This window comes from Hymenobacter swuensis DY53 (assembly GCF_000576555.1).
Taxonomy (GTDB): domain Bacteria; phylum Bacteroidota; class Bacteroidia; order Cytophagales; family Hymenobacteraceae; genus Hymenobacter; species Hymenobacter swuensis.
In genome coordinates this window covers 3823959-3839315 of sequence record NZ_CP007145.1, presented here as the reverse complement: position 1 = coordinate 3839315, position 15357 = coordinate 3823959, and the positions used below count along the sequence as shown (strand labels likewise).

The following is a 15357-nucleotide window of genomic DNA, read 5'->3' as shown; positions in this document are numbered from 1 at the left end:
GTTGCGCGCCATCAGCAGAGCCGTAATACAGTACTAGCCAGTCCAAACACAAACGGCCCCCGACTCTGCTGAGTCGGGGGCCGTTTTATGTCTGTGTTAAGCCGAAGCCTAGTACACGTAGTTCAGCGCTGTGCGGTCGTTCGTGTTGAACGGACGGTTAGCACCCGAGCCGATGCAAGCCAGCATCCACGAGTTCGGATCAGGACCCGAAGGCGTACCGGGGATATACACGGCACCAACCGTGCTGGCACCTTCGTTCACCGCCGAGCCACCGCAGCTATACTGACGGCTCATGTAGTCAGTGTGACGGAAGCCGATGCAGTGACCAACTTCGTGTGCCAAGATGGTAGCAATGTAGGTAGAGGCATTAGCCGTGCCGATAGCACCTACGTTCACTGATACCGAGCCGTAAGGATTGCCACCGGACGGGAAACCAGCCGAAGCCAGGTAGCCGGAACCCGAAGGAGCCGCGCTCAGTACGATGTTGCCACCCGAAGTTACCCGGGAGAATCGTACGCGCAGGTTTTCAGCGTTGTAGCGGCGAATCAGCTCGTCAGTAGCCGTGATATAGGCTGAAGGCAAGCTGCTGGCCACACGAATAGTGAGGGTGCGGGGCAGGCCGGTTACCAGATTGTTGGTACGGTACTGCTCGTCCTGACCTACCCGAACCATGCTGTAGTCAGGCTTGCTGGCCAGCATTTCATTGGTGAGCAGGATGTCGCCTTCCACGAGTACGCCACCATCCACTTTCTGAGCGCCATCGGCCGTAAAGCCCAGGGCTTTGATCTGGCTAATGGTAGATTCTGATACCTCGTTTTTTACTTCAACATTGGCTTTTTCCTGACAAGACGACAAGGACAAGCTAGTGGCAGCCAGCAACGCCAGCGGTGCGAGTACTTTTAGTTTTTTCATGTGTTTTGGTTGTGGATTGGTTGAAGAACGCATCAAACATAGGTTGTTATTGAGGATATTTCAAAATTAGCAGCAAATGATTGTCAAAATTATATACGCTGATAGTCTGTGTTTTGCCTATGTTTTTTGAGCTTTTGTAGTCCGGTAATAGGATTATAGTACTTTGTGAATTTTCGATGAAAAATGTGTTTCTGGGGCATAGAGCCACAATTTTTGAGTAGCAAGCCTGTGCTGTACAGCAAAGTCCGCCACTGTCAAAAAAAAATTCGGCAGACGGCATTTTTTTCTGGCTTAGCAGGCCTGATCAAGCTGCCAACCGCTGCCCCGGCTATTTCTCTATCTTTGTAAACAACCGATTTCGTGCGGCCGGCCTTTGTCGGCTGCCTTACCATATAGATTCCTCAAGCTGTGGCTTGCTCATCCTGCTCCTCCTCCGGCGGGGGCTGCTCCACTACATCTGCTCAGGGCTGCGGCTCGAAGGGTAGTTGCAGTAGCGGCTGTACCCGCCTCAATGTATTCGACTGGCTCCAGGACCTGGATATGCCCAGCGACTTTAAAGAGTTTGACCTTGTAGAAGTACGCTTTAAAGGCGGCCGCAAGGATTTTTTTCGGAACAAGAGCCGCCTGCCCCTCATCACCGGCGACGCTATTGTGGTAGAAGCAGCCGGCAATGGCTGGCATTTAGGCCACGTTTCGCTGAAAGGCGAGCTGGTGCGCCTGCAGATGAAAAAGAAAAAGGTACCTCTTGATTCCAAGGAAATCCGGCCCATTCTGCGCGTGGCTACTGAGCAGGATGCGGAACGCTGGCAGGCCGTGCGCGACTTGGAAACCGGCACCATGTTCCGGGCCCGGGCCGTGGTAGATGAACTACGCCTGAAAATGAAGCTCTCCGATGTGGAGTACCAAGCCGACCGTACCCGCGCCACATTCTTCTATTCCGCCGATGATCGGGTCGACTTCCGGGACCTCATTAAGCGCCTTGCCGACGAGTTTCGGGTGCGGGTAGAAATGCGCCAGATTTCCCTGCGCCACGAAGCCGGCCGCCTCGGCGGCATCGGGAGCTGCGGTCGGGAGCTGTGCTGTTCTACCTGGCTTTCGGATTTTAAAAGCGTGAGCACTACTGCGGCCCGCTACCAGAACCTGAGCCTCAACCCGGCCAAGCTTTCGGGGCAGTGTGGCCGCCTCAAGTGCTGCCTCAACTATGAGTTGGATACCTACCTCGATGCCCTCAAGGACATCCCGCAGGTGCAGCGCCCTTTGCTCACCGAAAAGGGCGAGTACGTGCTGCAGAAGACCGATATCTTCAAGCGCAAAATGTGGTTTGCCGTGCGCGGCGACAACAACTGGGTGGTAGTACCCGCTGAGCGCGTACGGGAAGTGCTGGAGATGAACAAGCGCGGCGAAAAGCCCGAAAGCTTGCTGCTCCCCATGCGCGAAGAAGAGAAAGAGCCAGAAGTAACCGCCATTGTAGAAGGCTCTCTGGAGCGCCTTGATGACAAGATTAAGGCCTCCAAGCGCAGCAAGCGGGGCAAGAAAAAGAAGGGCGACGATGCTCCTACACCGGCAGTTGCCTCTGGGGCTCCCCGCGCCGCCCGGGGCACCGGTACCCGAAGCAACGCCGCCTCAGAAACCCGATCCGCTCCGCCTGCCACTCCAGCCGAAGAGGGTGAACAGCCTGTCGCCACGCCGGAAGAGCGTGCCCGGCCGCGTGGGGCCGCTGCTCGGCCGCTCAACCGCCGGGGCCGGGGCCGTGGTGAGAGCAAACGTACCGATGCGCCCCGCTCTGCAGAAGGGGGCACTCCGGCAGCCGATACGCCTCGCCCGCCGCGTGACGGTAACCGCTCCGCCCGCCCGACCGGTGAAACCCCCGAGGGCGGCCGCCGTTCAGGAGCGGACGCGGGAGAAAGCCGGCGGGGTCGCTCGGGCCGCCGGGGTAACCGCCCGGGCCGGGGCGGCAGTGCCGAGGATACGGCTCCATCAGCTTCCTAACTCTTCGTTATGCATTTTCTGCTCCGTTTGCTCCCGGCTCTGGGGGTGAGTCTGCTACTGGCTTCCTGTGACGCCAATGAGGTGTATGAGAAGAATACCGACCTCAAATCCCCACTGGGTGAGCCCTATGTATGGGCTGTGCAGGACAAGCCTTCCTTTGAGTTTGAAATACCCGACACTGCTCAGCACTACGATGTGTATTTCAACGTGCGGAACGCGGCTGATTACGAGTATTATAATCTCTATGTAAAGCACACGCTCAGTGGCCCCAATGGTAAGCCTCTGTCAAGGCGGCTGCACCAGATGCTGCTGATGGATCCGCAAACCGGGGAGCCGCGCGGCAACGGGTCCGGGGATATTTTCGACCACCGTTTCCTGGCTCTGCCAAACCAGAAGTTTTCCCAGACGGGACCGTACAAAATCACGCTGGAGCAGTACATGCGCCAGGATCAGCTCCGTGGCATCATGGCCGTGGGCGTGCGGGTAGTGACGCACGCGCCAGCAGGTAAATAAGGTACTTCACTACATAAAAAAGGCCCACCGGTACATCCGGCGGGCCTTTTTTGGTAGGTGGCGGGCTGGTTAGATGCGCTCTACCTTCACGGCGTTCTGGCCTTTTTTGCCATCAATGATGTCAAACGAAACCCGGTCATTCTCACGGATTTCGTGAACGAGACCCGTCTGGTGTACAAAAATTTCCTGGCCGTTTTCATCCTGAACGATGAAACCATAGCCTTTGGACTCATTAAAAAACTTCACTTTGCCGGTTTTCATAGCGGGTGTAAGCGGTTGTGGGGTGAAAGAATGGCGGTAAATCTACATGGTTTTCCAGATTGGTAAAAATAGCCCGGTTTGGAACGTGGCCGCGCTGGCTGCGTATGACAGAAGGACCCAACCCAGCTACTCTACGCCATGACGGACGCAACCACCTCCCACACCCCAAGTGACAACCAGCCCCACACGCCGGCCAGCCCCGCCGATAACAGCCAGGGCGCGGTGCCGCCAGAACTTCAGACGCCGGCCAATACCCCCGCCGAACAGCCTTTCGCCCACGACCGAAACCACGAGCAAAACGAAGTAGCCGGCGCAAGCCGGGGGGAATTCGGGCGCCAATCGGACCAAGGAACCACGCAGGGCGGCTATGGCAACGAGCTGAGCCGGGGAGACGATACCTACGCCGGCACCCTTGACGCGCCGGCCGCCACTACCGGTTATGTAGGGGAGCGGGAACAGCACGCGGAAGGCAAGCCATCCGCTGAAAACGGCAGCTTCGGAACGCAGGCGGTAGGAGCTGGTAATCCGGCCGGCTCGGCTGTCGGGTCTGCCTTCGCTAATGATAATGCCGCACCAAAAGGCCCAGACTCGGGTTTTGCAGAAAATTACGGAACCACTTCGTTAGGCGGCCACCCCGCCAACACTGCCCCGGTCGCCAGCCAGCGCAATCAGCGCGAAGATTATACGCCCAATCATCCGGAGGGTGGGCCGCAGGGGCTACACACCGGAGCCGCACCTTCCAATGCCAGCCAAGGCACTGATGAGGCCGAGGCAACTCCCACCAACGGCCCCGGTAGTGGCTATCAGGCAGCGGGCTCCACCGATGCGCAGGGCAGTTCAGGCAAAGGCTTTGGGTCGAAAGGCGGCTCGTACAATGATGAATACGATGCGGCTAGCCCTAACCAGCAGGCTGGCTCCCCGGCCCGTGGCGACTTCGAAAAAGAAGATGGTGCCCGGAATTACGGAGGAGCGTCGGATGATCGTACCAATCCTGAGCAGTCCCCGGATTACGGGGCGACTCCCGGCCGTAGCGGCTCACCGGATTAACGTCAGGATACAGGTTTTCCTCTAAGTAGCGTAGCCCGTCAGGTCAGCCCTTGAGGTGACACTGGCGGGCTACGTTATTTGTGAGCTGCCAGTAACAGCTTGCCCTTCTCATTGCTGATGATAAAGTCCTTATTGTTGATAAATACCAGAGCCTCTGCCTGCCCGGATTTAGGCAGCGCAAGGCGGGTTTTCTGGCCATCAAACAGCCGACGGCCGGCTAACCGCTCAAACTGATACACGTAGCCGTACCCCAGCAGGGCCACCCGGTGCCCATCGGGGCTGATATCGGCGGCGGTAACCCAGGTGGGCAATTGCAGGCTATCGGCGAGGCGGGCAGTATGGCGGCCCGGGCGGGCGGGCACCACGTACTGCTTCACAAAGCCCCCTTCGCCCCGGTTTTTAGTGAACAGGTACAGGCTGTCCTGGTAATAATAAAATGCCTCACAGTCGAAATTGCGGCGCGGCTTGCGGGGCGGAAAGTCGTGTTGGTCGGGATAGGTAAACTGAATTGTATCCAGTTGTTGCAGACTAGGGCCGCTAAGCCGGTAAATGGCCAGATTGCGGCGCTTGTTCTGGTTGTTGCCGAAGTCGCCGAGGTAGAGCCGGTGCTCTTCGTCTTGGGCCAGATCCTCCCAATCAATATTCTGCAGTGGCTCCAGGTCCAGCGCCTGCAGTAGGTCGCCTTGGCGGGTAATGCGGTAAAGGCGGGCGGTGTTGCCACCATCGGCGTGAGTCCATAAGTCACCCTCGGGCCCGGCTGTTTCCAAGCCGGAGCTTTCCTGGGCCCGGTGCGTTATGCGGCCAGTTTGCGTGACCTCATACTCCTGCGTGACCTCCGCGAAGGAGCCCCGGCCCTGGTCGGAAGTACAGCCAGCATTTGCGAGGAGGCAGGTGAAAGACAAAACCGAGACGGAGCGGAAAGAAAGGAGCATAGAGAGCGGGGCCGGCAAAGTTCAGCCGGGTTTCTGCCAGCTTACGCCGAGCAACAGGTTTCAACCGCCGAAAATGAGAATTTTGCCGCTGACTTCCGGTAGGGCGGCAGCTGACTAGGTAGTACCTTGTTAATAATTCCAGCACATTCCCCGGGGTTATCCGGCGGAACCACTCAGGAAGTCTGCCTTGCTACACGAGTTGTTTGGCCAAGACTGATGTAGAATATAAAAGCTCCGTGGGTGTCCCATAACCGGCACTGGAAGCCTGTCAGACCGGGCGAAACGGCTTACGCCATCTGCTGCGTCACCGCGTAACGGTAGCTTATGGGTGCTTTCGTTACTGCGGCAATGGCAGCTTTGTAGTTCACCACCTTCTCGCCCAAATATGCCCCTATCGCACCACCAAGTATGGTTGCAGCTTTTCAAACGTAGCCTCGTCCAGCACGCGGATCTGCCGCAGGTCGGTAGGTTGGCGAAACGGGCCGTGCTGCTGCCGGAACGCCACCAGCACCCGCGCCAGCCGTTTACCCACGTACGGGTGCGCCTGTAGCACCTCAAAGGAAGCATTATTGACATCTACTTGGACAGGCGTGAAGCCAGCGCCCACAAAGGTGTATTTGCGCAGACTGTCCACCAAGTCCGGGGCATCGTGCAGCACGTAAATTTCGGCTACCTGCTCTTTGCGCAGAAACCCGCCCAGCCGCTGGCGAAACTCCACGATTCGGCGAGCGTACCCGCGCCCAATTCCCCGAATCTGCATCAATTGGGTCGTATCAGCCGTGTTCAGGTCGAAGGCCGCAAGGCGGGTCGGTTTGCGCGGGAAGCGGCCGGGCGTGACTTCGAACGGCTTGCGGTCCGGATACTGGCCGGGCTGACTGCGGGCATACGAGCGGGCCTCCCGGGGGGAAGCTGATCGGGTAGTTGCAGGTAGGGAGCCAGCCGGGCGTAGGTAGTATCCGACAGCCCGTAGGCTTTGCGGAGTTGCTCCTTGGCCCGGAAGCCGCCCACCGCGTCGCGGTACTTTACCAGCCGCTCCGCCAGCCACGCGGGTAACCCCCGAGCTTGCCAGTCAAGCGCAGAAAGAGCGTTGGGATTGAAAGGTGCCAGGGCCACCTGCGGCACCCGGGGCCGCGCGGGGTACGTGCGCCTGGGGTAACGGCTGGCAAACTGCGGCCGGGCCGTACGACGGGCTGCCAGTTCAGCCGCCAGCGTATTAAGCAGCCGTTGGTCGGCGGATGGGTTGTAGGCTGGCAGCACGGGCCGGAGCAGGGCCGGCAGCCAGAGCCAGAGCACCATCAGCAGCACCAGCACCACAAAGCCGGAGGTTTCACGGCGGGAAAAGCCAAAATAGCGCCGAACAGCCCGTTGCAGGGGGTAAAGCGCCGGGCGGCGGGAAAGAGCGGGCTTAGCCGGAGCCGGGCGCTGGTCAGACATAACGGATAAACTTTACTAGCGAATACGGCCTTCATGTTAGGCGTAAATCGGCAGAAAATCAATCCGATGAAAAACTATTGCTAGGCCAGCTGCCGCCACCTCAGGCTGCCGGACGGTTACTTTCGAATCTTGACGTCTACCTCGTAGCGGTAGCGGGGCGGGCCACCGAGCGGAATAGCAAAGAAGGGCAGGGCCACGCCGTACTGGTCAGTCAGGTAAAACACCAGGTCATTGGTGGCTTTGGTGAGGGAAGTGAGCTGCAGGTCAAGTGAGAGGCCGTGCTCCTTCTCATCAATGAGGTGGGTGCTGCTGGCCCATACATTATCCTCACTCACCTTGGCCGGATGGCCGTTTTTGGCCACGCTGAAGATTTTCAGGCCCACGTCGCCGTCCACATCGAAATTGCTTTGCTTAATGCTGATGACCCGGTCGTTTACGAAGGGGTAGAGGTGAGTTTTGGCCCGTTTCTGGGGCGAGAGGCGGAAGGAATACTCGTAGGTAAACGCGTTGCCGCCTTCCACGGGTATATTCTGGCTAGGCGAGGTGCTAAGGAAGTAACGGTACAGGTTGCCGTCGTCGCCGGCTTTACCCTGCACCACCAGCTTGAATACGTAGCCGTCAAACTCCTGCACAAATTCGCCTTCCAGCGGGTTCAGCGGCCCGAACGAGTACCACTTGTTGTCGTAGGTTTTCTCACTGCCGAATTTCAACTGTTTCAGTAGCGTGCCGGCCCGGAACTGGCCTTTAGGCTCGGTGGCGCGGGCATCGGGGGTAGAGTAGGTGCCTGGGCCGCCGTACAGACTGAACTCGGTGGTAGTATTCCAGCTAAATTTGGTCTCGTCGTAGAGGCCGCCGCAGTCAGGGTCAAACACGCGGATGTACACAGGCTGGCGGTTTTCCTTCGGGATGAGGAAGAAAAACGTCTGGGTAAAGTCGTCGTCGCCCCAGCTTTTATCGGCCTGACTGCCGAACGTCACCAGAAAGGCAATGTTTTCGCCCGGGCTTGGTACGGCCTGCGCCCGGGCCGGCGTAGCAGAGAGCAGCAACAGAAATAGCAGCCCGCAGCCCGCCAGACGAAGAAAAGGCAATACCATATCCCGAAAGTACCGCTCGGACAGGAATTTTGGTGAATCCGGGCGGCAATTCCGGCCGTTCATTGTCGAAACGGCTCCGGCCGCGTATCATTACAGTAGATTCCTCCTGAACCCGCCCCGTTATACCTATGGCCGCTACCGCCCTCCGTACTACCGATTTTCTGGATGCCCTGGCTGCTGATGTGGAGCAGGCAAGGGAAGTGGCCAACCGCCGCTTCCGTTCCCTCACCGACGACCAGCTGAACCGGGGACCCGGACCCGGAAAATGGAGCGTAGGCCAGTGCCTAGAGCACCTCAACATTGTGGGCGGCCTGTATCTGCCGGTTATCAGTCGCAAGATAAAGGCGGCCCGGGAGCGGGGATCTTCGCCTGCCGATACGGTGGCGCACGGCTATTTCGGCCGCAAAATGACCGACGCCATGCGCGTGCCAGCCAGCGAGAAACCCATGAAAACGCCCCAGCAGTACGCGCCCAGTGGCTCACGGTTGCCGCGTACCGTGGTGGAAGTATTCAGCCGTCAGCTGGATGAGCTCAGCAACCTGATTGAGCAGGCCCGCCGCGTGAATGCCAACGCCATCCGGATTCCCAACCCGATTATTCCGCTGCTGCTGCCCCGCCTGACCGATGCGCTGGAGCTGCTGGTGGAGCACATGAAACGCCACATTGGCCAGGCTGAGCGGGTGCTGGACAGCCGGGAGCTGTAGCGCGGCAAGCACGCTTCTCCTCAAGTAAAACACAGGTTGAAAGCCCTGTCGGCCGCGTGCCGACAGGGCTTTTTTATTGGGGTGGCAAAAAACTGCCGGGCTGGCTATGGAATCTGCTGCCGGCCGGCATCTGGGTTTTTACCAACTTGCCCCGCTACTTCGTTCTGCCCCTATGCGTCCTTTCCTGCTAAGCCTGCTTGTTCTGCTGATGTTCTTCGCCTCCGGTTCCTCCCAGACCACCCCGCCCAGCCCCGGCGGCCCCAACCCTGCCACCTGGAAAAAGATTGACCAGCTGCTGGCCAAAGAGCAAACCGCCTCGGCCGCGAAGCTGCTGGAGCCCCTGTACCAGCAGGCCCGCCGCCAGCAGAACACGCCCGAGCACCTGCGGGCGTTGCTGTACAAGCTGCGCCTGCTGGAAGCCCGGGAGGAGGAAGCCGATGTGCAGGCCATTCAGCTGGTGGAACAGGACCTGAAAACGGCCCAATTCCCGGCTCGGCCGGTGCTGCACAGCCTGCTGGCCCAGCTCTACGCCCGCTACTACGACGCCCACCGCTACCAGCTCTACGACCGGACCCAGACTACAACCGACACCGCCGACCAAAGCCGCCAGGACCTGCGCACCTGGGATGCCGCCCGCCTGGGGGCGGCCGTGGTGCAGCACTATCGCGCCTCGGTGCAGGACGAGCCGCGCCGCCAGCAGCAGTTGAAACTGGCCACGCTGGGCTACCTCAGTCGGGGCGGCAGCACCGAGGGCCGCACTTTGCGCCCCACCCTCTACGATTTGCTGGCCCACCGCGCCGTGGAGGGTCTCGGCAACGACGAGCTGTACCTCACTAAGCCCGCCCAACAGTTCGAGCTGACGGATGCCGCCCTGTTCGGCCCCGCCCCGGAGTTTGCTGGCCTGAAGCTGACGGCCCCGCCCGCTGATTCATTGAACGGCCAGTTCCACGCGCTACAGGTGTTGCAGCAGCTGCTGGCATTCCGCCTCACGGATGCCGGCACCCCTGCCGCCCTGGCCGATGCCGACCGGCTGCGGCTGGAGTTCGTGTACCAGCATGCGGAATTGCCCACCAAAACTGAGCTGTACCGCGTCGCCCTGGCCCGTGCTGCCGAAACGTACAAAGCGTTACCCATCAGCGCGGAGCTGCGGGTGCTGGAAGCCGGCACCTGGGAAGAAACCGACCCCGCTAAAGCCCACGCGCTGGCCGTAGCCGCCGAGAAACAATTCCCCAAATCCAGAGGGGGACGGATGGCCGCCGCCCTGCGCCAGCGGCTGGAGCAAATGGAGCTGGCCTTCACCACCGAGGACGTGCTGCTGCCGGGCCAGCCCTGGCTGTTGCGCCTGACGGCGCGCAACGCCCCGCGCCTCTACGCCACGGCCTACCGCGTGAGCAGCGCCCAGCTGCTGCGGCAGCTGGAGCGGCCGGAGTTATACCAGAACAAAACCTGGCAGCAGCGCTACGCCCGCGCCCTGGCTGCCGCACCCGTGGCCACCTGGACGCTGGACGTGCCCGGCCCCCGAGATTTCCGCAGCCATACCGTGCAGCACGCCGGCCCGGCTTTGCCGCTGGGGCAGTATATCATTGTGCTGAGCACCGCCGCCAGCAACCCCACCAAAGAGAAAACCGGGGCGGTAACGGCTTACAGCCAAGTACAGGTGAGCGAGCTGAGCTACGTGCGCCGCAGCGCCGACCGCACCGAAGGCCCCGAGCTGTTGGTGCTGCACCGCCAAAGCGGCGCGCCCCAGGCTGGTGTGCGGGTGCTGCCGTTCCTGACTACCTACAATCAGGAGGCTCGTCGTCATCAAGTGCGGCGCGGGCAGTCTACGCAAACCAGTGCCGAAGGGCAGGTGAGAATTCCGGTAAGCACCTCGTCAGATTACACGCAGTTCAATCCGGCCCTGTTGAGCCAGGGTGCCGACTCGCTCTGGACGGAAGACCTCGGTCATTTCTACTCTCGATATAATGAGCATACTAGGCCGGAAGAAGCTCAACCGCACACTTTCCTGTACACTGACCGCGCCATCTACCGGCCCGGGCAGACAGTGTACTTCAAAGGAATTCTGACGGAAATGCTGGCCGGCAAATCGAAGCTGCTGACCAAGCGGGCCGTGAGTTTGCGGCTGGTGGATGTGAACGGGCAGATGGTCAAGTCGCTCGATTTCGTCACTTCCGAGTTTGGCTCTTTTCACGGCTCCTTTGTGCTCCCGACGGGTTTGCTGAACGGCGAAATGTCGTTGCAGACGCAGTACGGCAGTCAGAGCTTCGCGGTGGAGGACTACAAGCGGCCTACGTTCCAGGTGACGTTTGAGCCGGTGCAGGGCACACCGGTGCTGGGCCAGCCCGTAACGGTGCGCGGCAAGGCCACCGCCTACGCCGGTCAGCCCATCGACGGGGCCACGGTGAGTTACCGGGTGGTGCGGCGCACGTTCTGGCCCTTCTTCGGCCGGGGCTTCTACGGTGGCGGACGGCCCGAGCAGGAAATCCTGAGCGGCACGGCCCGTACCGATTCGGCCGGGGGCTTTGCCATCATCTTCGAGGCCAAAGGCGACGCCGCAGCGGCCAATAAGCGCGGCGGCTGGCGCCCCGGCTACGCCTTCGAGGTAACGGCTGATGTGACGGACGCCGCCGGCGAAACCCGCACCGGCACTCAGCGCGTAAGCCTGGGCACCGAGGCCCTGACGCTGCGCCTGGAGCTGCCCGAGCTACTCAACCGCGCCGAGCTGCCCACGCCTCGCCTGCTCAGCACCAATGCCGCCGGTGAGGCCCAACCCGCCCGGGGCCAACTGCGTCTCTACCGTCTCACGCCGCCCGCCCGGCCGCTGCGCCCCCGCCTCTGGGAGCAGCCCGAACGCGAGGCTCTGAGCCCGGAAGAATTTCGCCGCCGCTTCCCGCTGGATGCCTACGGCCGGGAAGATAACGACAGCACCTGGGCCCGCACGCTGGTGCTTACCCAGGACTTCGATACCGATAAAACCCCGCTGCTGCCCGCCCTGCAAACGGCCTTGGTCGCCCAGCAGCCCGGCCGCTACCTGCTGGAAGCCACCGCCGCCCCGGCCGCCGCTGGTCAGCCCGAGGCCCGCGCCGAGCAGCGGTTCACCCTGTTCGACCCCGCTGCCACCACGTTGCCCGTGCCTACCGCCGACTGGTTTGTGCCCTTACAGGACAGCGTAGCGCCCGGCCAGACCGCCCGCTTCCTGGTGGGCAGCTCCCTGGACGGGGCCCGCGTGCTGCTGGAAGCCGAGGCCAAGGGCGAAACCCTGCGCCACGAGTGGCTGACGCTGCAAGCCGGTCAGCAGCGCATGGTGGAAGTACCCGTCCCCGCCGCCCTCGGCGAAACCCAACTCTACGTGCACCTCACCCAGGTGCGCGACAACCGCCTCTACACCCACACGGCCCCGGTGCAGGTGGCCACGCCGCCCGCCCCGCTGGTGCTCAGCATTGCCACCTTCCGCGACAAGCTGCAGCCCGGCCAGCAGGAAACCTGGCGCGTCACCATCCACCAGACCAACGGCCAACCCGCCGACGCCGAGCTGTTGGCCACGCTCTACGATAAGTCGCTGGACGTATTCCGCCCCCACGATTTCGCCGACCCGGATTTCTCTTATCGTCCCTACTTCCCGCCCACGCTGGCCTGGCAGGGTCGCTTCGGCACGGAGGATGGCCAGGAGCTGTTCCATCGGTACGTCGCCGAGTATTATCCCGACGCTATTCGCTACCCGCATCTGAATATGTGGGGCTTGTGGGGCAATGATGAAATTCCGGACCAGGAAGAGTTGCGGGATAAGGTAGTAGCCTCTGAAACCGTAAAGGGCAACACGGATATTCCGGCCGACTTAGCTGGCTTAGAGCCCGGCTCGGGCACTATGGTTGCGGCTGACCGGGAAATGGCCCCGATGGCGGCTGCGGCTCCAATGGCCCAGAATGCTAAAATGGCCCGCTCAGCCAAGTTCGGTGCACCTTCTCCCGTTTCCCCGCCCGAGGCCCCGCAACCCGACCTCAGCACCGTGCAGGCCCGCAAGGATTTCCGGGAAACGGCCCTGTGGATGCCCGCCGTGCGTACCAACGCCCAGGGCGAAACCGTGCTGGAATTCCAACTGCCCGAAGCCGTGACGCGCTGGCAGCTGCTGGCTCTGGCCCACGACCAGCAGCTGCGCACCGGCCTGCTGCGCCGGGAGCTGGTCACGCAAAAGAGCCTCCAGGTAACGCCCAACGCCCCCCGTTTCTTCCGGGAAGGCGACCAGCTGACCTTCGCGGCCAAGCTCAGCAACCTCACCGCCCAGGCCCTCAGCGGCACCGCCCAACTCCTCCTGCTCGACGCCCGCACCCAGCAGCCGCTGGAAAGCCAAATATTGAAAAGCTCCGCCCAGGTGAAGTTCAGCCTCAATGGCAACCAGAGCCAGGCTGTAATCTGGAACCTGACCATCCCCGAAACCGCCGAAGGCCAGCTCCCCCTCGAAGCCATTACCTACCGGGTAGTGGCGCGCGGGCAGTTGTCAGGCAAAGACAAGAAAGAGCAGCGCAAACAGCGCCGCCAGAACAACCGGACAACTGACAACCAACAACTAACAACCGTAGAAGATGGCGAGGAAAACACCTTGCCGGTACTGCCGAACCGGGTGCTGATTACTGAAACGCTGCCGATGGCGGTGGTGGGGCCGGCTACCCGGGAGTTTGAGCTGAAAAAGCTCACCAGCACCACCTCCAATACCCGCCGCAACTACTCGCTCACGCTGGAAATGACGCCCAACCCGGCCTGGTACGCCGTGCAGGCGCTGCCCTACCTGATGGAGTACCCCTACGAGTGCTCCGAGCAGACCTTCAGCCGCCTCTACGCCAACCTGCTGGCTGCTAAAATTCTGCAGAGCAACCCCCAGCTGCGCACCACGCTGGCCGAGTGGCAGCGCGCTGCCCAGGCTGGCGACAAGGCTGCCCTCACCAGCAAGCTAGAGCAAAACCAGGAACTGAAGGCCCTGCTGCTGCAGGAAACGCCCTGGGTGCGCGACGCCCAGAACGAAACCGAGCGGATGCGCCGCCTCGCCGAGTTGTTCGACGAGCCCCGTCTGAAAGCCGAAACCGCCCGCGCCCTCACCAAGCTCCGCCAGATGCAGCTGCCCGACGGCTCCTTCCCCTGGTTTGAGCGCATGCCCGCCGACCGTTACATCACCCAGCTCATCGTGGCCGGCTTCGGCAAGCTGCAGAAACTGGGTGCCTTCGATGCCCAGCAGGACCCCACCGCCCGCCAACTCCTGCAAAACGCCGTGGCGTATCTGGATGGGGAGCTGCAGCGCGACTACACCCAGCTCCGCAAGCAGCCCAAGGTAGATTTGAAGCAGGACCACCTCTCCGATCTGCAGGTGCAGGCTCTGTACGCCCGCAGCTTCTGGCCCGCGCTGGCCGTGCGCAAGGAGGCCCAGCCGGCCCAGGTGTATTATCAGCAGCAGGCCGCCACGTACTGGCCGGGCCGCACCCGCTACCTGCAGGCCGAAATAGCCCTGGCTTTGCACCGCGCCAAAGCACAGCCGGCCGCCGTGAAGGCCATCCTCACGGCGCTGCAGGAAAACGCCCTGCACTCCCCGGAGCTGGGCATGTACTGGAAGGAGGTGCGCGGCGGCTACTACTGGCGCGAAGCCCCCACCGAAACCCAGGCCACGCTCATCGAGGCCTTCGATGAAGTGCTCAGCGACCAGAAATCGGTGGATGAGATGAAGCTGTGGCTGCTCAGCCAGAAGCGCGTGCAGAGCTGGGAAAGTACCCGCGCCACCGCCGATGCCTGTTACGCTTTGCTGCTGCGCGGCTCCAACTGGCTGCAGCCCACCCAGCCCCTACAGGTAGCAGTAGGAGGGAAGCCCGTGCAGCCCACCACCCAGCAGGCCGGCACCGGCTACTACAAAGTAACCTGGCCCGCCGCCGACATCAAGCCTGCCCAGGGCCGCGTGACGGTGCAGAAGCCCGACGCTGGCGTGGCCTGGGGCGGTTTGTATTGGCAGTACTTCGAGCAGCCCGACAAGCTGACGGCCGCTGTGGGTGGGCTGCAGCTGGAGCGCCGCCTGTACCGGGAGCAGCGCACCGCCGCCGGCCCCGTGCTGGAGCCCCTCAGCGCCGCCACGCCCCTGCGGGTGGGCGACGTGCTGGTGGTGCGCCTGGTGCTCCGCGCCGACCGGGACCTGGAGTACGTGCACCTCAAAGACCAGCGCGCCGCCGGTCTGGAGCTTATCGGCCAAACCTCGGGCTACCGCTACCAGAGCGGCCTGGGCTACTACGAGAGCCCCCGCGACGCGGCCACTAACTTCTTCATCAGCTACTTCCCCAAAGGCACGCACACTTTCGAGTACCGCCTGAGGGCGGCCCAGGCCGGCAACTTCTCCGGTGGCCTCTCGCAGCTGCAGTGCCTGTACGCCCCCGAGTTTACGGCCCACTCGGCCGGTACGCGCGTGAGCATTGCGGGGCAGTAGGCGGCAGGTTTTTTGTT

Annotated in this window: 11 protein-coding genes; 5 read left to right on the top strand and 6 right to left on the bottom strand. The window is 61.7% G+C overall.

Annotated features, from left to right (window positions below; translation table 11 throughout):
- Window positions 1-108: 108 nt before the first annotated feature.
- A complete protein-coding gene (locus tag HSW_RS17810; protein WP_044003102.1) occupies window positions 109-912 on the bottom strand; it encodes a M57 family metalloprotease in 804 nt (267 codons plus the stop codon).
- A gap of 408 nt (window positions 913-1320) precedes the next feature.
- Between HSW_RS17810 and ricT the strand changes: the two genes are divergently transcribed.
- The gene (gene ricT, locus HSW_RS17805) at window positions 1321-2901 is read left to right on the top strand and encodes a PSP1 domain-containing protein (RefSeq protein WP_316931391.1); all 1581 of its coding nucleotides are present in this window, start codon (window positions 1321-1323) and stop codon (window positions 2899-2901) included.
- 9 nt (window positions 2902-2910) lie between these two features.
- A complete protein-coding gene (locus tag HSW_RS17800) occupies window positions 2911-3414 on the top strand; it encodes a gliding motility lipoprotein GldH (RefSeq protein WP_044003101.1) in 504 nt (167 codons plus the stop codon).
- A 69-nt stretch (window positions 3415-3483) separates the two neighbouring features.
- On the opposite strand, the gene HSW_RS17795 is transcribed toward HSW_RS17800, so the two are convergent.
- Window positions 3484-3675: a cold-shock protein gene (locus HSW_RS17795; protein WP_044003100.1), complete on the bottom strand. Its 192-nt coding sequence runs from the start codon at window positions 3673-3675 to the stop codon at window positions 3484-3486.
- A gap of 138 nt (window positions 3676-3813) precedes the next feature.
- On the opposite strand from HSW_RS17795, the gene HSW_RS17790 reads away from it, so the two are divergent.
- Window positions 3814-4722 (top strand): hypothetical protein, encoded by a 909-nt coding sequence (locus HSW_RS17790; RefSeq protein ID WP_044003099.1) that lies wholly within the window; start codon window positions 3814-3816, stop codon window positions 4720-4722.
- A gap of 74 nt (window positions 4723-4796) precedes the next feature.
- On the opposite strand, the gene HSW_RS17785 is transcribed toward HSW_RS17790, so the two are convergent.
- The 4 genes from HSW_RS17785 to HSW_RS17775 form a co-directional block, all read right to left on the bottom strand.
- Window positions 4797-5654: a hypothetical protein gene (locus HSW_RS17785; RefSeq protein ID WP_044003098.1), complete on the bottom strand. Its 858-nt coding sequence runs from the start codon at window positions 5652-5654 to the stop codon at window positions 4797-4799.
- 391 nt (window positions 5655-6045) lie between these two features.
- On the bottom strand, window positions 6046-6414 hold the full coding sequence (locus HSW_RS23840) for a ComEA family DNA-binding protein (RefSeq protein WP_155833125.1): 369 nt from the start codon (window positions 6412-6414) through the stop codon (window positions 6046-6048).
- 23 nt (window positions 6415-6437) lie between these two features.
- On the bottom strand, window positions 6438-7088 hold the full coding sequence (locus HSW_RS23065) for a ComEA family DNA-binding protein (RefSeq protein WP_052346579.1): 651 nt from the start codon (window positions 7086-7088) through the stop codon (window positions 6438-6440).
- Window positions 7089-7204: 116 nt separating this feature from the next.
- Window positions 7205-8182: a hypothetical protein gene (locus HSW_RS17775; protein WP_044005023.1), complete on the bottom strand. Its 978-nt coding sequence runs from the start codon at window positions 8180-8182 to the stop codon at window positions 7205-7207.
- Window positions 8183-8310: 128 nt separating this feature from the next.
- On the opposite strand from HSW_RS17775, the gene HSW_RS17770 reads away from it, so the two are divergent.
- On the top strand, window positions 8311-8886 hold the full coding sequence (locus HSW_RS17770; protein WP_044003097.1) for a DinB family protein: 576 nt from the start codon (window positions 8311-8313) through the stop codon (window positions 8884-8886).
- Window positions 8887-9058: 172 nt separating this feature from the next.
- Window positions 9059-15340: an alpha-2-macroglobulin family protein gene (locus tag HSW_RS17765; protein WP_044003096.1), complete on the top strand. Its 6282-nt coding sequence runs from the start codon at window positions 9059-9061 to the stop codon at window positions 15338-15340.
- Window positions 15341-15357: the final 17 nt, after the last annotated feature.